At 70.2% G+C, this 18,567-nt stretch carries 17 protein-coding genes and 1 pseudogene; 2 read left to right on the top strand and 16 right to left on the bottom strand.

Annotated elements, in window-relative coordinates; genetic code table 11:
• Positions 1-41: 41 nt before the first annotated feature.
• The 9 genes from K8556_RS25230 to K8556_RS25190 all read right to left on the bottom strand — a co-directional run bounded on the left by K8556_RS25230 (position 42) and on the right by K8556_RS25190 (position 10,667).
• Complete coding sequence (locus tag K8556_RS25230; protein WP_223742642.1) at positions 42-404, bottom strand: DUF3060 domain-containing protein; 363 nt, start codon at positions 402-404, stop codon at positions 42-44.
• Between the two features lie 97 nt (positions 405-501).
• Positions 502-1,401: a peptidoglycan-binding protein gene (locus K8556_RS25225; protein WP_223742641.1), complete on the bottom strand. Its 900-nt coding sequence runs from the start codon at positions 1,399-1,401 to the stop codon at positions 502-504.
• A gap of 81 nt (positions 1,402-1,482) precedes the next feature.
• A complete protein-coding gene (locus tag K8556_RS25220) occupies positions 1,483-2,118 on the bottom strand; it encodes a hypothetical protein (RefSeq protein ID WP_223742640.1) in 636 nt (211 codons plus the stop codon).
• Positions 2,115-2,993 (bottom strand): ribonuclease HII, encoded by an 879-nt coding sequence (locus K8556_RS25215; RefSeq protein ID WP_223742639.1) that lies wholly within the window; start codon positions 2,991-2,993, stop codon positions 2,115-2,117. Before K8556_RS25215 ends, K8556_RS25220 begins: the two co-directional genes overlap by 4 nt.
• A 279-nt stretch (positions 2,994-3,272) precedes the next feature.
• Positions 3,273-3,686, bottom strand: a complete 414-nt coding sequence (locus K8556_RS25210) for a carboxypeptidase-like regulatory domain-containing protein (protein ID WP_223742638.1) — start codon at positions 3,684-3,686, stop codon at positions 3,273-3,275.
• A gap of 43 nt (positions 3,687-3,729) precedes the next feature.
• Entirely contained in the window at positions 3,730-5,157 is a 1,428-nt protein-coding gene (locus tag K8556_RS25205; protein ID WP_223742637.1) for a tol-pal system YbgF family protein, read from the bottom strand.
• A 13-nt stretch (positions 5,158-5,170) separates the two neighbouring features.
• Positions 5,171-6,943, bottom strand: coding sequence for a M61 family metallopeptidase (locus K8556_RS25200; RefSeq protein ID WP_223742636.1), 1,773 nt, complete (start codon positions 6,941-6,943; stop codon positions 5,171-5,173).
• Positions 6,944-6,978: 35 nt separating this feature from the next.
• The gene (locus K8556_RS25195; protein WP_223742635.1) at positions 6,979-8,469 is read right to left on the bottom strand and encodes an RsmB/NOP family class I SAM-dependent RNA methyltransferase; all 1,491 of its coding nucleotides are present in this window, start codon (positions 8,467-8,469) and stop codon (positions 6,979-6,981) included.
• A 515-nt stretch (positions 8,470-8,984) separates the two neighbouring features.
• Positions 8,985-10,667, bottom strand: coding sequence for a metallophosphoesterase (locus K8556_RS25190; protein WP_223742634.1), 1,683 nt, complete (start codon positions 10,665-10,667; stop codon positions 8,985-8,987).
• 207 nt (positions 10,668-10,874) lie between these two features.
• Between K8556_RS25190 and K8556_RS25185 the strand changes: the two genes are divergently transcribed.
• Entirely contained in the window at positions 10,875-11,072 is a 198-nt protein-coding gene (locus K8556_RS25185; RefSeq protein ID WP_223742633.1) for a hypothetical protein, read from the top strand.
• A gap of 318 nt (positions 11,073-11,390) precedes the next feature.
• On the opposite strand, the pseudogene K8556_RS39855 reads toward K8556_RS25185, so the two are convergent.
• Positions 11,391-11,762: pseudogene (locus tag K8556_RS39855) on the bottom strand (transposase); the annotation flags it as partial.
• Positions 11,761-12,129, bottom strand: coding sequence for a transposase (locus K8556_RS39850; protein WP_223742632.1), 369 nt, complete (start codon positions 12,127-12,129; stop codon positions 11,761-11,763). The gene K8556_RS39850 and the pseudogene K8556_RS39855, both read right to left, overlap by 2 nt.
• A gap of 555 nt (positions 12,130-12,684) precedes the next feature.
• On the opposite strand from K8556_RS39850, the gene K8556_RS25170 reads away from it, so the two are divergent.
• A complete protein-coding gene (locus K8556_RS25170; RefSeq protein ID WP_223742631.1) occupies positions 12,685-12,999 on the top strand; it encodes a hypothetical protein in 315 nt (104 codons plus the stop codon).
• Positions 13,000-13,251: 252 nt separating this feature from the next.
• Here K8556_RS25170 and K8556_RS25165 read toward each other — a convergent pair whose 3' ends face one another.
• The 5 genes from K8556_RS25165 to K8556_RS25145 are packed head-to-tail and all read right to left on the bottom strand — an operon-like array spanning position 13,252 to position 18,503.
• A complete protein-coding gene (locus K8556_RS25165; RefSeq protein WP_223742630.1) occupies positions 13,252-14,061 on the bottom strand; it encodes a hypothetical protein in 810 nt (269 codons plus the stop codon).
• Positions 14,058-14,768: a DUF4956 domain-containing protein gene (locus tag K8556_RS25160; RefSeq protein WP_223742629.1), complete on the bottom strand. Its 711-nt coding sequence runs from the start codon at positions 14,766-14,768 to the stop codon at positions 14,058-14,060. The genes K8556_RS25165 and K8556_RS25160 overlap by 4 nt, the downstream gene beginning before the upstream one ends.
• A 5-nt stretch (positions 14,769-14,773) precedes the next feature.
• The gene (gene tmk, locus K8556_RS25155) at positions 14,774-16,486 is read right to left on the bottom strand and encodes a dTMP kinase (RefSeq protein ID WP_223742628.1); all 1,713 of its coding nucleotides are present in this window, start codon (positions 16,484-16,486) and stop codon (positions 14,774-14,776) included.
• Positions 16,487-16,492: 6 nt separating this feature from the next.
• Entirely contained in the window at positions 16,493-17,212 is a 720-nt protein-coding gene (locus K8556_RS25150; RefSeq protein ID WP_223742627.1) for a VTC domain-containing protein, read from the bottom strand.
• Between the two features lie 13 nt (positions 17,213-17,225).
• A complete protein-coding gene (locus K8556_RS25145; RefSeq protein WP_223742626.1) occupies positions 17,226-18,503 on the bottom strand; it encodes a hypothetical protein in 1,278 nt (425 codons plus the stop codon).
• Positions 18,504-18,567 lie beyond the last annotated feature (64 nt).

The raw sequence follows: 18,567 nt of genomic DNA, 5'->3' as shown, positions 1-18,567 counted from the left end.
GTGCCCGCTTCCGTGACGAAGCGGGCGCGGGGGCTGAACGGCTACTTCTCCTGCGTGACCTTGTTGTCCGTGCCGGTGCGGCTGATCTTCGGCTTCGACTTGCCGAGGCCGCGCTTCCAGGTGACGGCGTTGGAGTTGCCCGTCACGGAGATTGCACCGGTGGCCTCCACCTTCACCTTGTTGTCGGTGCCGTTCACGGTGACGCTCTTGCACTCGCCGGTCAGCGTCACGGTGTTGTCCGTGCCGGTGATCTCCACCGTGCTGCCCGGCTTGCAGGCGTGGGTCGCCGTCTCTTCATTGCCGGTGATGTCGATGTTGCCCGAGGCCTCCTGCGCGACGGCCGTCACCGGTCCGAAGGCACACGCCACCATCATGAACACCGCCGCGCCGAACTTGCTGCTCATCCGTTGTCCCCCTTGAGAGGTGCGGACCTGACGCCGCACGGCCCCATCTACGTGCGGGGAGCCGGAAGATTCAACCCACATGGCGCTCTTCGCGCACTCAGATGAGCCCTTCCTCCGCGGGAGGATCTCCGCGCGCCTTGTCCTCGCGGCGGAGCGTCCTCCGCGCGCCCGCCTCTGCCCCCTGGGGAGAGGTCAGCCAGAGGAGCCGCGTCCCCGCCGGGTACCACTCCTTCTGGACCGAGGTCCGGATTTCATAAGGGCCGGCTTCCGAGCCGTGGGAGATGAGCAGGGGATCCGCGCCGCTCTGGATGACCAATGACACATGCTTGCCCTGCCAGAGGCAGAGGTCCCCTGGCTGGACCTGCGACAACGGGATGTGACGCATGTGGGCTTCGAGCGTGCCGGTGTACCCCTCGCCGCTGTAGTGGTTGCCATTGGGGTCGGGGGCGCCCGCCCACTGGTAGCAAAGCGTTACGAAGCCCGAGCAGTCGATGTCGAGCGGCAGCTTGTGGCGCAGCCGGATGCCGTCGATTGGACGGCTCTGCGAGTAGTGGATCTGCTCCTGGTGGGCCACCCCCCACAGCCCCTCCGCGACGATCTTCTCGCGGAGCCCTTCTGGCACCGGGGTGGAGGGCGTCTCCGTGTCATCCAGGGCCGCGCCCAAGGCCTTGAACGCCGCGCGCGTCTTCGGGCCATAGACGCCAATCGCATCCACGCCGTGCGCCTGCTGGAACTTCTTGAGCGAGCCTTCCGTCAGGGCCCCGAACATGCCGGGACCCGTGTTCATCTGCGCCTGGGTCATGTCGCCCAGCTTCACCAGCGCGCCCTGGAGTTGTCTCACTCCCGTGCCGCTCGCGCCGCGCTTCAGGTCCGCCGCGGGCAGCGTGTAGCCCTTCAGCGGGAGGCTCGCCACCTGTGCCCGGCTGTAGCCGGCGGCGGCCCTCCGCCTGCGGACCTTGCCTGTCCGTGGCCGGGGTGGCTGTGTTTTGCTTCGCATGCGGCCTCCTGCCGGCAACATGCGAATCCGCTCGGGGAGGCGCCAGAAGCGGGGGCCTCCTTCCAAGGCGCGCCTTGCTCCCTAGCGCGCCCGCTGCAGATGGATCATCGCCTCATCCAGCAGCGCGGCCACGCCCCGGCGCACCACGTGCACCACCTTGCGGTGGTGCGAGGACGCCAGGTGCGTGTAGTGGGTGGACACCTTGTGGTGCAGCTCCGTGGCGCCCCACACCAGCACCAGGTCCGCCCACTCCAGGTCGCTCTTCGCGCGGTCCGCCGTGCGGCGCTCCGTGCCGTCCACCATGCGCAGGGAGATGTGGCCGCCCAGCTTCGCCTCCAGCTCCTCGCGCACCGCGGGCGAGCCGCCCACCACCACCACGCGCTGCACGCCGCGCTGGTGGCACATCTCCACGAACGCCACCTCCGCGCGCCGGTTGGCGGAGCCGCCGCACCGCGCGCAGTGGCTCCGGGGCTCGACACGCAAGGGCTCCCGGCCGCTCGCCGTCGCCACCTGGAGGCAGCCGGGATCCGCGCACACCTGGAAGAAGCGCTCGGCCAGCACCTCGGCCGCTCGCAGGAGCTTGGGCTCGCTCATCCGCGCCTTGCCCGGCCGCGTGAGCCCTGCCTCCTCCAGCACGCCCCTGGCTCGCACACGCGCGTCCATCAGCGTGACGCCCCGCTCCGCCAACCACCCGTCGATGTCCCTGTCCGCGCTCATCGCTTCGCCATCGGGGCAGGAGTAGCGGCGAACAGCTCCGATTGCATCGGGACGGGCCCGGAGGGCTGCGTCAGCCCGAGCGCCTCGCGCACCGGACCGAAGCTCCGGCGGTGGATGGGCAGCACGCCCAGGGCCTGGATGGCCTGCACATGCTGCGCGGTGGGGTAGCCCTTGTGCGCCGCCAGGCCGTAGCCGGGATAGCGCGCGTCCAGCTCGGCCATCAGCCGGTCGCGCGTCGTCTTCGCCAGCACGGACGCCGCCGCGATGCTCAGGGACAGCGAGTCCCCCTTGATGATGCCGCGCTGCGGAGCCGGGCACTGGGGAATCGTGCGCGCGTCCACCAGCACGTAGTCCGGCGTCAGCCCCAACCCCTCCACCGCGCGCCGCATGGCCAGCAGGCCCGCGTGGTAGATGTTGAGCTGATCAATCTCCTCCACCTCCGCCCGGCCCACCGCCCACGCCACCACGTCGCGCTTGAGCGCCTCCGCCAGCGCCTCGCGCTTGTCCGGGTCCAATATCTTCTTCGAGTCGTCCAGCCCCTTGAGCTTGTAGCCCCGGGGCAGGATGGCCGCCGCCGCGACGACGGGGCCCGCGAGCGGCGCCATGCCGGCCTCGTCCACGCCCGCCACCTTCAAGAGGCCCTGCTCCCACAGCTCCGTCTCGAACTTCAGCAGGTGCCGCAGCCGCTGCCCCTCCGCCCGGTTCTTCTCCTGACGTGAGCGCAGCTTGCGCGCGAGCGCCTGCGCACCCTGACGGGGGTCGGCCTCCAGCGCTTCCAGCAGCCCCTGGGGGAGGGGCTGCGCCTGGGTGACGAACCGCGCGGTCAGCTCGGTGACCGAGCATTCGAGCAGCGCCTGCACACTCTCTGCGGACATGGGGGACCTTCGGGATGGCCTACCCGGCGGGTAGCGCGGTTGCACGGCTTACTGGAGTGGGGGAACACCAGTGCCGCGACAACAGGCCCGCTCGCACGCCGTCAGGCCAGACGGGCGTGCGGCGAGGCTGCGGGAGAGCCAGACCGACACGGACGCGTGCATGCGGATTTGACGCATGGCGTAAGTGGTATCGCGCACCGGTGGGTGTGCACAACCGCCCCACGGCCCGGGGCGGCGGATTTTTCGCCTCCGCCGGCCCTCACTGGCCGGTCTTCCGGCTCAATCCTGGAGCTTGAGCGTCACCGTGGCGGGAACGGGCGTGCAGTGGCATTCGTCACAGGTCCACTCCACGCGCTCCGCGCGCGTCACGTGCGAGCCCGCCGTGGCCATCACGCGGATGGGGCTGGGCGCGAGCGTTTCGTTGATGGCCGTGGTGACGCCCCGGTCGTCCGTCACGCCGGTGATGCTGACGTTGCTCTCCAGGTTGGTGGCCGTCACGGAGGCGCCCTGGATGTACGCGCCGTCGGACGACATCACCTCCACGCGCAGCGTCCTCGGCTCCGCGCAGGTGTCCTCGTGGCGGTTCGCGCTGGGGGCGTCATCACAGCCCGTCATCAGCACGCTCGCGAGGAGCCCCAACCAACCCCACCGCTTCCACTGCTTGCCCATCCCCACGCCCCCAACCCGTCCCATGCGAGGAATCTGATACCGGAGGACGGGTGCTGCAATGCGTGTGTCAGGCCGCGGGCGGCAGCCGCGCGTGGGCAAAACGTGCGGCATCTGTGTCCGGATAACGATGCACGATGTACCGGTAGAGCTCCTCCGCGCGCACCGTGTTTCCCAACTTCTCCCCCTGCACTCGCGCCAGCAGCACCAGCGCGCGGGGCGCGGTGGGCTCTTCCGGCGCCGTGTCCGCCGCGGCTTCCAACGCTTTGACCGACAGTGGGAAATCTCCTTCCACTGCCGCGGCCTGTCCAATGAACAGATGGTGTGACGGCAAGAGCTTCAGGCGGGGCAGAACGTGGAGCGCGCCGTACAGCGCCAGCGCCTTCGCCACGTCGCGCGCCTCCACGGCCGCGCCCAGCTCGGCCACCTGCGCTTCGACTCCGGCGGCGTCGGGCGCCGGGGCTTCGGGCTCCGCCTGGGACTCGCGCAGGGCCACGGGCACGCGCTGGGGCGCGGTGTCGCCCAGCGTGGGCTCCAGGTGGTCGCGCGCGGGCAGGTAGCCCAGCGCATCGCCGTGCACGAAGAGGACGAGCCCCAGGACGTTCGCCGCCGCGAAGGGGACCAGGCACGTGAGCGCCTCCGCGATGAGGCGGGGCACGATGACGATGGGCAGGCCGAGCACCGCCTCCGCTACCTGGTGCAGCCCTCCCTGCAGCAGGGCCAGCAGGAGGAACACCGCCGTCACGACGCGGGCATCGCGCCCCACCGCGCGGATGCACGCGAGCGCGCGCAAGGGGTTGAGCGCGGCGAACACCGAGCGCGACATCGCGGCCACCAGGAGCGCCCACGGCAGCCACAAGAGCCCCACGAGCGCGAGCCCCCACAAGAGCGGATCCGCCCAGAAGACGGGCGCGCTCAACGTGTCCACCGGATGGGTGACGCGCTTCAGGACCTCGTCCGGGGACGCGGACTCCAGCAGCCCCCACGCGCGCACGAGCGCGGGCAGGAAGACGCCCCCGCTGACGCACAGGCCCATCAGCCCGGGCACCAGGTTGTCCCTGACGAGGTCGGTGAAGCCCGGGCCCTCCGGCTCCGCGTCTCCCCGGGCGGCGCTCCGCACGAGCGCGAAGAAGGCCGCCCAGAAGACGCCCAGCGCGAGCGTGAGCGGCAGCACCGCGATGACCACGATGCCGACCACGGCCATGCGCAACACGGTCAGCACGATGACGACGGCCGCCAGCGCCTGGAGCCCCGGGGCCGTGAACGGGAAGCGCAGGGCCCCCGGCAGCCGCGCCGCCAGCGAGCGGTGCGAGCGGTGGCGCAGGAGCACGTTCGCCGTGCCCTCGCACCGGACGCAGACGGAGTACTCCACCGTGCCCGCGCGCCGGGTCTCCACGCACGCGGGACACAGCAGGGCCTCGCAGTGTTCGCAGCGCCAGCCGGCGGCGGCGCCCGGGTGTCCCGCGCAGGAGGGAGGGGCAGGGAGGGAAGGGGCCATGCGGCCCGCGAGCCTACGCCGGGCCGGGAGTCTCGTCCCAGGGGGAGCCCAGCCACGCCTGGAACGCGGCCTTCTGCGCGTCCGTGGGGCGCTCCACGCGCTGGAGCCACGCGGCGTCCGCGGGCTTCTGGCCCAGGACGACGGGCACCTCCAGCAGGCGGTCGCGGCGGAACAGCGTCACCCGCACGGTGTCGCCGGGGCGCTTGTCCTCGCAGCGGGCGATGAGCCCCGCGCCGTCCACGCGCCAGCCGTCCAGCGCCACCACCTCGTCCTCCGGGTACAGGCCCGCGTCCAGCGCGGGCGTGCCCTCCGGGACGGTGGACAGCGTCGAGGAGCCTCGAACGGTGACGCCCAGCCAGCCCCTGGGCTTGGGCTCGCCCTTGAGGCGCGGCGGCGTGCCGCCCTTGTCGTTGGGCGCCTCCCGCACGCGGAAGGACACCTCCAGCCCCACGTGCGCGAAGACGCCGTAGTCCAGGTCCTCCGTGGAGCGCACCGCCCGGTCGAAGAAGGGCGTCAGGTCCACGCCCGCGACCTCGCTGGCGGCCTGCTCCACGCCGTCCTCCGGGACGCCGGAGCCGTCGCCATGGCGCCGCCACAGGAGCCGCATGACGTCATCCAGGCACTTCGCGTCACCGGTGGCGCGGCGCACCTCCAGGTCCAGCAGCGCGCACACCACCTCGCCCTTCAGGTAGTAGGAGATGGCGCTGTTGGTGGAGTGCTCATCCGGGCGGTAGTGCTTCACCCAACTGACGAGCGACGCCTCCGTGAGCGTCTGCACGCGCCGGCCCGGCGTGGAGTGCAGCAGCGAGAAGGTCTCGCCCAGCCGGGCGAGGTAGCGCGTGGGGGACATCAGGCCCGCGCGGCGAACGAAGAGGTTGTCGTAGTAGGCGGTGCCGCCCTCGAAGGCCCACAGGAGCGTGGTGTAGTTCTCCTGCGAGTAGTCGAACGGCACCAGCGCGCGCGGCTTCACCCGCTTGATGTTCCACAGGTGGAAGTACTCGTGCGCCACCAGCGTGAGGAAGTCCTCCCAGCCCCGGTACGAGGCAAGGCCCGTGCGCGGGAAGAGCAGCGCGGTGGAGGCCTGGTGCTCCAGGCCTCCGCGGCCCTTGTCGGTGAGGTAGACGAGGAACAGGTAGCGCTTGAGCGGCAGGCCTTCGTACATGCGCGCCTGGGCCTCGCAGATGCGCTGCATGTCCGCGCACAGCCGCTCCGCGTCCGGCACGCTGTCGCCCCACACCACCACTTCGTGCGGCACGCCCGCGACGGTGAAGGTGAGCGGCGTGTGGGGGCCGACCTCGAAGGGGCTGTCCACGAGCGCGTCGTAGTCCGGCGCGTGGAAGGTGGCCCCTTCCGAGTCCAGCGCGCAGAACGTGCGCCAGCCCTGCGGCGCGTCCACGGTGACGTGGTGGGGCAGGGCGCGCGTGGCTTCCGTGTAGAGGAACACGGTGGCGCCGTTGAAGTAGGCGTGGCTGCCGTCCAGGTGGCTGGTGCGCACGGTCAGCTCGTTCGCGTAGACACGGTAGCGCAGGGTGACGGCCTGCCCCCTCGCGTCCACGCGCCAGGTGCGCTTGTCCACGCGGCGCACCGGCAGGGGCTGGCCGTCCGGGCCCCGCGCGGTGACGTCCTGCACCTGGCGGGCGTACTCGCGCACCAGGTAGCTGCCCGGCGTCCACACCGGCATCACCGCGTCGAGCGCGTCAGGCCCGGCGGGGAAGGTCGCCTCCACCTCGAACAGGTGCGCATGCGGGCGGGGCATGGCGACGCGGTAGTGGACGGCGAGCGACATGGACGGAGGGCCTTTCTGCCTGGGGGACGGCGGGGTTACTTCGCCTTGACGAGCACGGCGCCGAAGAAGCCGTCGGTGCCGTGGGTGTGCGGGGCGAGCCGCAGGTACGGGCCGGGGCCGAGCTTCCCGCCCAGCTCCGCGCCCAGCACCTCCGCCACGGGGCGCACGCTGAAGTCGGGGTGCTTGGCGAGGAAGTCCTCCACCACGTCCTCGTTCTCCTCGCGCAGCACGCTGCACGTGCCGTAGATGAGCCGGCCGCCGGGCTTCACCAGCATGGCGAAGCGCGCGAGCAGGGCCTTCTGCCGGCCCACGTGCATCTCCAGGTCCTCCGGCGTGAGGCGGTATCTCGCGTCCGGCTTGCGGCGGAAGGTGCCGGTGCCGCTGCACGGCGCGTCCACCAGCACGCGGTCCGCCTGGCCCTTGAGCGGCGTGAGCGCGGCGTCCGCCTCCGGGCCCTCGTGGGGGATGAGCTGCGTGCGCACGTTGTGCACGCCGGCGCGGCGCGCGCGCTTGCGCAGGTCCTCCATGCGGCCCTCGTCCACGTCCAGGGCGTGCAGGTCGCCGCGGTTCTTCATCTGCGCGGCCAGTTGCAGCGTCTTGCCGCCCGCGCCCGCGCACGCGTCCACCACGCGGGTGGGCGGCGCGTCCACGAGCATGCCCAGCAACTGGCTGCCCTCGTCCTGGATCTCGAACCCGCCGTCCTTGAAGTCCTGGAGGGAGAAGAGGTTGAGCCGCGTCTCCATGACGAGGCCGAGGGGGGACAGGGCGGTGGGCTTCGTGGACTCCACGTCCTCCGCGGCCAGGCGGTCCTGGAGCTGGGCGCGGTCGCCCTTGAGGGTGTTGGCGCGGACGATGAGCGGGGCGCGCTCGTTCATGGCCTCGGCGGCGCGCGCGGCGTCCTTGCCGAAGACGGCGCGGAAGCGGTCCGCGAGGAAGTCCGGCAGCGACGCGGCGATGGGGAAGCGCTTCGCTTCCGGCAGGGCGTCCAGCTCCGCGGCGGCGTCCGGCAGCCGGTCGAGCACGGACACGTCCGGGCCGGTGAGTCCGCTGGAGCGCGCGACGTAGGTGGGGTCCTCGCCGTGGAGGATGCGGGACGCGGCGAGCCGCATGACGTCCTGGCGCGTGCCGTCCAGCGCGTCGAACTTCCGGTGTGACTTCTCCAGGAGGAAGTCCACGGTGCGCTGGCGGCGCAGCAGGGCGTAGACCCGCTCGGCCACGGCGCGGCGCTCGGTGGAGTACAGGGCCGTCTTGCGGCGCAGGACGAACTCCAGGGCGCGGTCGGACAGGCGGCCCTCGCGGCGCACGCCGCCGTAGGCCTCCAGACACGCCTGGAGGACCAGGTCCTCGCGAAGGGGGCGGTTGGGGTTGGGGCGCGCGCGTTCATGCTGGGCGCGGCTGAGCTTCGGTTTGTCGGCGCGTCCACCGGCGTCCTTGCGCTTCTTCGGCGCGCCAGGGCGGGACGTACGGGGCCCACCAGACTTGGGGGCGCCACCGCGGGAAGGTCCAGGCTTGCGAGTCGTGGCCATGTCGCAAGAGGCCTTTGCATCCCCAGGTGGCGTTGACAAGCAGGGAACGCAAAAGACGCCCCCGGAAGGCGCTGAAGGGGCCGGCCAGAGGCGCCCGGGAGCCGCTTCGGGGCCGGGCCTTCGTGGCCCCTCCGCCCCCACCCCGGAAGGGCAAAACCTGTCCGACAGTCGGACACGTTCGAGCGACACGGCTGGGACAGCGGCCTCGGGCAAGGGGGGGCCGCGATGGCCCGGAACCTGTCCGACAGACGGACAAGTTCGAGCGACCTGGCTGGGGCCCTGACCCGAGGCGCGGGCCGGGGCCGCGGTGGTCCAAAACCTGTCCGACAGTCGGACAGGCTTCACGGGCGGAGCCGTAGCCCAGCCCCGGGCGGGGGCCGCGGTGGTCCAAAACCTGTCCGACAGTCGGACAAGCTTCAGGGGGCGGAGCCGTAGCCCAGCCCCGGGCGGGGGCCGCGGTGGTCCAGAACCTGTCCGACAGTCGGACAGGTTTTTGCGGTCCGCCTCCGGGGGGCTCAGCGGTCGCGGCGACGGCGGCGCACAAGCCCCGCGACGAGGGCCGCGGCGGCGGGAATCAGGGCGGCGGACGGGCCGGCGGCGCAGCCTCCGCCCCCGTTCGAGTCATTTCCATCCCCCGGTGTGACGCCCGGCGTCGTGGGCGTTGCCGGGATCTCGGGGCGAGGGTCGGGGTCGGACGGCGTGGTGCCGGGGGCCTCCCCGGACCCGGAGCCGGTGCCGGGGTCGGTCCCGGGGTCGGTCGTTCCGCTGGCCGTCACGGTGACGACGGTGGTGGTCGTCAGCGGGGCGGTGTCCTGGACGGTGGCCGTGGCCGTCACGGTGTAGGTGCCTGCCCTGGCGAAGACGTGCTGGGCCTGGGGGCCTTCGGCGGTGGCGCCGTCACCGAAGTCCCAGGTGATGGTGGCGCCGGACTGGGAGGCCGTCGCGGTGAACGAGGCCGTGTGGGGCGCGGCGCCGCTGCCGTTGTCGACGGCGACGTTCAGCGTGCCCTGGGGCTGCTCGGGCCGCGCGGGCAGCGTCTTGGAGAGGGTGAACGTGTCGAGGACGCCGCCGTCCGTCTTCACGAGCTTCGCGGTGAGGTTGCCCTCCACGACGTCCACGTCGAGGAAGCCGTGGGCCGCGTCATCGCGGATGACGCTCCAGGAGGGGCGAGACGTGGCGAACGTGCGCAGGGTGGCGCCGCCGCCGCCAACAACGAGGTACGGAATGCCCGCCTCGTTCTTGCCGGCCTCGGCGTCACCGAGCATGGGCTTGCTGCGCTCGTAGTCGTGGTCATGCCCGGTGAGGACCAGGTCCACGCCGTACTTCTCGAACAGCGGACCGAACTGGCGGCGCATGGTGAGCTGCGAGCCGTGCTCACCGCTGGACCAGGACGGGTGGTGGAAGAAGACGACCTTCCACGGCTGTGTCGTGGCGGCCAGGTCCTTCTCCACGAACGCCTTCTGCGCGGCGAGCGTGCACTTGGAAGACGACGCCAGGCCCACCGCGCAGTTCGAGTCGATGGACACGAAGTGCACGTGTCCCCAGTCGAACGAGTAGTAGCGCTCCGAGCCCTCCGCGTTGTTGGTGGGCAGGTAGAGGTTGTCCAGGTAGGGCTGGGCCTCGTTGGTCACGTACTCGTGATTGCCGGGCGTGGCGAACATGGGCACCTGCGAGAGCAGGGCGGCCATGGGGGTGAAGAGGTTGTTCTGGAACTCGGTCTCGGTGCCGGACGCGTAGGCGTTGTCACCCAGGGCGACGAAGAGCTCCGGCTTGTTGGTGAGCATGGAGGCGGCGACCTTCTTCTGATCGCTGCCGCCGGTGCCGAAGTCGCCCACCGCCGCGAAGTGCACGCGCCGGGTGCCGGGCACGGGGGCGGTGCTGAACGTCTTCGCCGGGGTCGTCTCGCCGCAGCCGTCCACTGAATACGTATAGGAGGTGGCGGGAGACAGGCCGGTGAGGACCACGGCGTGGATCTTCGCGGCAGCCGTGGACCTGGCGGTCTGGCTGGTGTTACCGGCGCCGTAGCGCACCAGGGCGTTGGAGCAGTTCGCCGACAAGCGGAACGCCACGGTGGCGGTGTCAGGGCCCACCTTCTGAAGGTAGGGATCACGCGGCAGGGCGAGCGCGTCACACGAGGCAAAGCCCCCGACGGACAGGGCAGCCAGGGCAGCGAGCGAAAGAGACTTCGTCCGGTCCATGAATCCTCCGGCCCGAGACATTCGGGACCGGGGCGCAACCGTTCATCGTTCAACCCTCATCCGGAAATCAGCCGCGCAGGGGTAGGCAGGCGAACGAGCCCCTGGTGTGGCGGAACGACAGACGGACAGGCCTGCAACGCATGTTTCAGGGAAGGCGGCGCAGGGCGGCGCCTTGCGGCGTCCGGATGCTGCGTTACCCCTGAATACATGACCGAAGTCCACTCCCAGACCCGTGAGTACACCCTGCCCGCCGGGTGCCCCGTGTGCGAGTCGGACCTGCCGGTGCGGGTCACCGCGACCGGTCCGAACGCGGTCTGTCGGCACTGTGGCTGGATGGGGCGTCCGTTCATCACCGTGACGTACGACGGCCTGCGCGTGTCGTACGACGACACCGCGCGGGCCTGAGCGCCGGGCCCGCCTGTCCGGCTTGCGGAGAGGACAGCAGGTCTGCGTCAAACGCGTGGAGTGGGCCTTCACGCGGTCCGACGGCATGTGTTCGGGTGCAAGGTGCTTCTGCTCCCCTTGAGGCATGACGCCGAGCGTGTAGGGAGGTGGGAGGTGATGTCCCGAGCAGAGGGGCTCCCAATGCGACCGGTGTTCTTCCCTGTAGCGATTCATTACGACGATGACGACGGAGTTGTGACGTTCGCCTTCGTCCCGGGGGGCGCGGCGAGTCCAGCTTTATTGAAGAGGACTCGCTGCGCACTGCGGGAGGCCAGGAGTTTACAGCTCCTGACAATGGCCAGGACAGAGGTGACGTAGGAGCAATTGGTTCTTCCACGCCAAGGGGCGCTCCACCACCCAGCGGTCGCGTCCCAGCCTCTCCTTGGACTCGACGCCCGGACGTGCGATGCGTGCGGCAATGCCGCGCAGGCGAAGCCCGCTCCGGTTCTTCCTGGAGGCGTAGGCCTTATCGCCGTGGAGTTTCGCGGGCCGGAAGCGGCGCTGGCCCGAAGGCATCCGCACCGCGGGCACGGAGTCGACGAGGGGGAAGATTTCGTGCGTGTCGTGCACGTTGGCCGCCGTCACCGACTCGCTGAGAGGCAGGCCGTGGGCCTCTACGAGAAGATGATGCTTGTTACCCGCCTTCGCTCTATCCGTCGGGCTTGGGCCCGTGAGGGCCCCCTTTTTGACGCCCGTACGGACGAGGAGTCGATGGAGGCTCCCGAGAAGTCCACCTTGCCGCGCAGCCCCAGCTCATCCAGCAGCCGCTCCTGGAGCTTTCCCACACGCCTGCGCGGGTCCATTCCTCCAGCCTGCGCCAGGCCGTCATGCCCGACAGGCCGAACTGCTTGCGAGGTAGCATCTCCCACGGGATGCCGCTGCGAAGCACGAAGACGATGGCCTCCAGTGCTGCCCTGTCGTCCGCCCGAGGACGGCCCAGCTTCTTCTTGTGCCGAGGCGGAGGCAGCAGCGGCGCCACGCGCTGCCAGAAGGCGTCGGGAACGAGTTCGCGGACCATGCGCCTCAAGCAGGAGACGGCGCTTGCTCCTGGCCAGTCCGGTCCGCACTTTCGTTAGGCGCTGTGAGTTGAGGCGAACCCTCCCTTCGCGTCCGCCGTCGGAAACGGCAACGCCGAGAGGTGATCCACCGAAAACCAACCCAAGGGATGATCCTGCAACAGTTGCAGGTAATGTGGGGGAGATTAAATCGGCTGAGGCTCTTGCTCGAGCAGGATATGACGTTCAGTACGGTCCTGCGAACAAGAAAAGGCGAACAGCCGATTATCTCGTGGAGGGTTGTAAGTGGGACTGTATTGCGCCGAATACAGATAATCCTAATTCACGCTGCGTGACTGTGCAGAATAAAAAGTGAACCCGCCTGATAAGCCTCAGTAGGCTGATCGTATTGTGGTTAATATGAGTTATGCGTCCATGACGGTTGAAATGATGCAGCGACAATATGCTGTGAATCCTATGTCTAGATTGAAGGAGGTTGTTGCTATTATGCGCGAGGGTGAGGTTGTTCATATTTGGTCGGCTGGAGATCGGCCGGTGGGGAGGAGATGAATCCTTGTTTGCTGACGTTTGATTTTGATGGCGATCTTCGTGATGTCCTTTCTCGGTTTTTGGAGGCAGCAGGGGTGGTTGGGGTGATGTCGCCTGGGGTGAATGGGAGTGTTTCGGTGGAGACCCCGCTGCTTGAAATTGGAGCGTACTTGGCCCGCGACGGGGAAAAGTACTTTTTAAGGGCAGCCGCTGGTTTTGATGCTGTGGTTGCGTTTAACTTTTGGGTCTGGAAATCGCCGAAATGCGATCCTGTTGAAGTTTTTCGGCTGATGCTTTGGGGGCGGTTGGGGTTTGTGAGGCGTTTGGTGGTGGCTGTGTTTTGATTGATGGTGAAATTGTTGTTTTTTTTGTATTCTTGGAGGGGAGGTTGTTTTTAATTCTGATGCTGGTGTCGTGGATGAGGAGCGGCTTCGTGGGTTTTCTCGGGTTTATTCGGTGAGGCGGTTTCCGGTTCTGTAGTTAGGTGTTGTGGGTGGTTTCTGGGGCGAATGGTTGGGTAATCCTGAAAGGGTGTCCAGGCCAGCGCATTCCTCGCGCCAACCCGGGCCTCAATCCCATCCAGATGAATTAGCGGCCTACGGCTTCTTCACGTCGTAGGACACCAGCTCCTCCAGGCGTTCCCCGTCCTCGCGGACCTTGCCCACGCCGGGGACCAGCCAGTACAGGCGCTGCTTCTCTTCCTTCACCTCGCCGCTCTTGTTCAGCTTGTCTCGCTGGACCTTGATGGCGTTCGTGAACGTGCCCGCGGGCGTCGTCACCGTGACGTCCTTCTCCAGCACCTTCCAGACGTACTTCGGGTCCTTGCCCTCCGTTCCGCCCGCCGCGTAGGTGATCAGCTCCCGCACCTGGTCCTGGTGCTCCCAGGGCACGGAGGCCGGCGTCGCCGCCAGGGACTTCATCATCGCCGGGGACCAGGTCGTCGCCTTGGTGGCCAGGCCGTCCGTGACGTCCTCCTCGCGCAGGCGCACCACCAGGCCGTTGGTCAGCTCCAGTTGCCAGGAGTTCTCTTCGTAGACCGTGCCGGACTTCGTGCGGTCCTGCCGGCTGTGCACCTTCACGGCCGTCATCGTCGTGCCCGGCACCGTCTCCGGGCCCTGCACCGTCACCACCTTGTCGAAGACGCCCTCCACGTCATCCGTGATGCGGTAGGTCCAGGTGGAGCCCGTGGTCAGCGGCCACAGCGTCGTCACCTCCGCCTGCTGATCCGGCTTCGTGCCTCCGCCCGTGCCCGGGTCCACCGCGTTGCCCGGCAGGTCCACCGTGCCGTCCGGGTTCGTCGTGGGCGTGCCCGGATCATTCCCCGTCGGCAGGCTGCCCCCGCCACCACCACAGGCCGCGATGGCTCCGCACGCCGCGAACAGCACCGCCAGCTTCCTGAACTTCATACCGTCTCCTCCCGCGCGCCCTTCGCGCTCACCGCCGTCCACCGCAGCCCCCGCAGGGGCGCCCCTTCCGTCCGTCCCAACGCCGCCGCCAGGCTTCCAGGCTCCGGCTCCTCCACTTCCAGCTCCACGCGCCGCGCGGAGAAGTCCATCGCGCAGCTCTTCACCATCACGTTGCGCTCGCCCAGCGCCGCCCTCAGCGTGGCCTCCGCTCGCACCAGGTCGTCCGCCTGCGCGGACACCACCAGCCGCTGCTTCGCCTCCTTCGTCGCCACGGCCTTCTTCTCGAACAGGTCCAGCACGAAGAGGAGCACCGCCACGAACCCCGTGCCCACGAATGCCAGCACCAGGTTCCCGTGGCCGCAGGCCATGCCCAGGCCAATCACCAGGAACAGGATGGCCGCGTCCCTCGGGTCCTTCAGCCCCGAGCGGAACCGCACGAACCCGCCCAGGCCCACGAGCCCGAAGGCCTTCGCCACGCTGTTGCCAATCACCGCCGTAATCACCGCCGCCGCCGCGCAGAGGAGGATCTGCGCCTGCACCATCTCCACCTTCGGCAGCGGCTTGCCCGTCAACATCCGCCAGGGCCGTGACGACAACAGCGCGCCAATCAGCGCCGACGCCACCAGCCGGGGGAGGATGGCCCCCATCGACAGCGCCTGCAGCTCCTGCTCCACGTCCTGGAACAGCGCTCCGAACGGACCCTCCATGGGCGTCATGCCTCCTGCCGCCCGGCATCCACGCTCAGCGTCTCCGCCAGCGCCCGCGCCGGCCGCTGCGCCTGCTCCAGCGCGCGGGCGTGCGCCACCACCGCGTACGCGTTGCGCAGCACCGGCAGCTTCCCGGCCTGCTCCTCCAGGATGCGCTCCAACAGCGCCCGCGTCTCCGCCACCAGCGGCAGCCCGCGCATCGACGACACCACCGTCGCCGGCCACCGGCGCGCCGCGGAGGCCCGCAGCCTCCACGCGGCCGGCGAGTCCATCCCGTCCACGGAGTCCAACGCCTCCTTCGTGGACTGCGCGCCCCGCTCACGCATCGCCCAGGCCCGCGGCGTGTCCACGCCCGTCAGCGAACGCAGCACCAGCTTCAGCGCCCCCTTCTCCAACTGCTCGCGCAGGCCCACCGCCACCGGCGTCTCCAGCCCCGTGGTGCTCTTGAGCACCGCCAGCCGGTCGTGCGGAATCAGCGCCTCGCGCAGCGCCTCCGCGCGCTCCGTGCTCAGGCCCCCCAGGCTGCGCGCCACCTCCGAGTACAGCTTGCGCTGCATGCCCGCCTCGCGGACCACCCAGGACTCCTCGCCGTCCACGCCGGCCAGGCCCAGCAGCACCGCCGCCAGGTGCCCGTCCTTCAGGCCCCGCTCGCGCAGCGCCCACGCCTCCGGCGAGTCCTGGCGCTTGAGCCCCTCCAGCACCGCCGCAGGCGCCCGCGCGTACAGCCGCCGCCGCAGCGCGTGCGAGCGCGGGGACGTCACGAACCCCAGCCCCTCCGCCACGTCCACCGGCACGCTCGCCGACAGCACGTCGCGCAGCGTCCACGCCGTGTCGTCATCCAGCCCGTTCAGGCTGCGCGCCACCAGCCCCGGCAGCCGCTCCGCGTACGCCAGCCGCCGCTGGTGCGCGGGCAGGCCCGGGATGCCGTTGAGCAGCCACGCCGCCAACTGCGGCTCTCTCGCCTCCAGGCTGTCCACCGCCTGGAAGAAGCGCTCCTCCACGTCGTCCACGGACGCCGCGCCCGGGGCCGGCGGGGTGGCGGCGGGGACCAGCCGCTGCACCGGCTGCTCACGGCCCTCCAGCCGCGCCACGACGGCCTCCACCAGGCGCTGCTCCAGCACTCGCAGCGGCTGATCATTGTTCTCCAGGATGATCCACCGCGTCGGGTCCTTCCGGGCCTGCGCCAGGAAGGCCTCGCGCACGCGCACCGCCAGCCCCGCGCCCACCAGGCCCTTGCGGCTGTCCGCGTCGTTCACCTTGCCGCTCTGCACCTTGCCCAGCCGCTTGCGCAGCCTCGCCAGGTCCGGGTCCACGTCCACCAGGATGACCAGGTCCGGCCACAGCCCCTGCGACGCCAGCTCGCAGGAGGGCAGGAGCTGCGCCTCCTTCAGGCCCCGCCCGCCGCCCGTCAGCGCGAGCTGCGAGTAGAGGTAGCGGTCGGTGATGCACACCTCGCCCCGCTTGAGCGCGGGCGCGATGACCTCTTCCAACTGCTGCGCGTCACGGGCCAGGTTCAGGAAGAACTCGGCGCGCGGGCACATCTCCAGCAGCTTCGCGTCGCGCGTCAGGTCGCGGATGCGCCGGGCGGTGGGGGACTGCAGCTCGCCCCCCTCGCGCGCGTGCGCGACCTTGTAGCCCAGCCGCTTCAGCCGGGACGCCAGCAGGTTGGACAGCGTCGTCTTGCCGCTGCCGTCAATGCCTTCGAAATCGATGAACACGGTGCCCTAACCCCCTACGACCCCAACGCCACCTGATGAGAAGGCATGCACCCGCGCCATGCCCTCCGCGAACTTGCTGTACGCCGTCGCGCCCCCCGGATTGAGGGCCGCCAGCCACTCGGGCAGCGCCGCCCCGAGGTGCTTCACCTCCACCACCACCCGCGAGTCCTCCCACACGGGCAGCCCCAGCCGCTCCACCGTCAGCGCCACCGGCGACAGCGCCAGCTCCGGCGACACGGCGTGGAAGCCGATGTCCCGGTCCACCGTCACGCGCCACTCCTGCGACACCTGGTACACGTGCCGCCGGTACGTCACCGCCAGCACCGGCGCCAGGCTGCCCCCCGCGATGAGCGGCAACAGGCTCACGCCGCCCTTGATGGCCCGGCCCAGCTCCGCGCGCGGCACCCAGACGCGGCGCTTGCGCGTGAGCCCGCCGTGCTCGCGCTTCACCTCCAGCACCACGCGCTCGCGGCCCGCCGCGCCCACGTCCGGCGAGTACTCCTTCGTCCTCACCTTGAGGCAGTCGTCCGGCGTGAGCATCGCGCGCCGCGCCAGCGGATGGCCCGGCTTGTCGAAGTACACCGACACGATGCGCGTGGGCGGCGGCAGGTAGCCCCCCAGCTCCTGCGACAGCCTCGCGCACACCGCCTTCGCGTCCGGGGCCTCCAGCACGCGCTTGAACTCACGCCGCAGCTTCGTCACTTCGCCTTCAGCGAACGAGATCATCCCAGGTGTCTCCTCAACGGAAGCGGGTGGCGAGCTGCACCGACAGCTCGAGCGCGGGCGCCACGTCCCCCGGCCGCAGCGCCCGCTCCGCCTGGAGCTGCGCCTTGAACGAATCCGCCAACAACACGTTGAAGCCCCCCGTCACCGAATGCCCTTCCGCCTGGATGCCACCCTGCAATTGCAGCGCCTCCGCCCCCACCACCGGCTGCACCGCCCACCCCTCGTGGCCCACCGGCACCGTCCAGGAGGCCAGCACCGACTGCGATTGGAATGGCCCCAACGCCAGCCGGCCCACCGCCGCCTCGCCCGTCACGGACAGCCCCCAGAGGGTCACCTCCGCGTCCGCCGCCGTCGCGTACTGCTTCGTCCCGTCAATCACCTGCGTCAGGTACGTGCTCGTGCCCAGCGTGAGGAACTTGAACGGGCGGATGCTCAGCCGCGCGGAGCCGTCCTCGCTCAGCCGCTTCCCGGTCGCGTCCTCGCCGCCCTCGAAGAGGCCCGCGGAGAACTTCAGGCCCCACGCCTCCTTGAGCCGCAGCTCGCCCATCACGCCCAGACGCCGCCCGCCCAGCGCGTTCGTCTCCGTGAGGTAGTCCTCCACCAGGCCGCGCTCCTGGATGGGCAGCCGCCACGCCGACTCCTGCGAGCGCTGGAGGAAGGGCGACTTGAAGCGGCCCGCGTACAGCCGCAGGCGCTTGTCGTCGTCCGCCAGCCGCACGAACGCGTCCTTGAGAATCGTCTTGGAGGCGAGATCCGCGCTCACCTCCGCTTCCAGGTTGGACAGCGACGCGGCCACGCCCACGCGCGCGGACTCGATGCCCAGGTCGCGCTCGTACTTCTGGCGCTCGTCCGCGGCGCCCCGCGCGAACACGCGGCCGAACACGCGGATCCGCTGCTGGGGCCCGCCCTTGTCGTCCACCTTGTCCGCTTCGTCCGGCGCCTCGCCCAGCGTGTCCGCCTTGGGGCCCGTGTCCTTCTTCTTCTTCTTGCCCGGCACCGCCGCGTCCGGCACCGGCGCGTTCGGCTCGGCCACCTGCTCCGGTGAACCCATGACGGGCCCCTGCGAGCCGCCCGGCATCGCCTGCGCCACCGCGCCTGCCAGCGCGTCACCTGCTGCGTCCCGCGGCTTGTCCGCGTCGTCGTCCCCGGAGACCTCGAGCGGCCGGTCCACTCCCTCCGCCGCGTCTTCATCCGGTTCCGGCGCCGCGCTCGCGACCGCCGGCAGGCCCAGGAGGACCGCGACGAGCAGTCCGCGCCGCCACCCCTTCTCCTCCAGCCCCGTCCCGCCCATGCCCGATGTCTCCCCGCCCCGGTAAAGCCCCACGCCGTACGACCCGACGCCTGCTCCCCTGTGC

Origin of the sequence: Corallococcus sp. AS-1-12, from assembly GCF_020036995.1 — a bacterium.
Classification (GTDB): Bacteria; Myxococcota; Myxococcia; order Myxococcales; family Myxococcaceae; genus Corallococcus.
The sequence above is the reverse complement of the archived record's forward strand: the minus strand, read 5'-3'. Positions and strand labels throughout refer to the sequence as shown.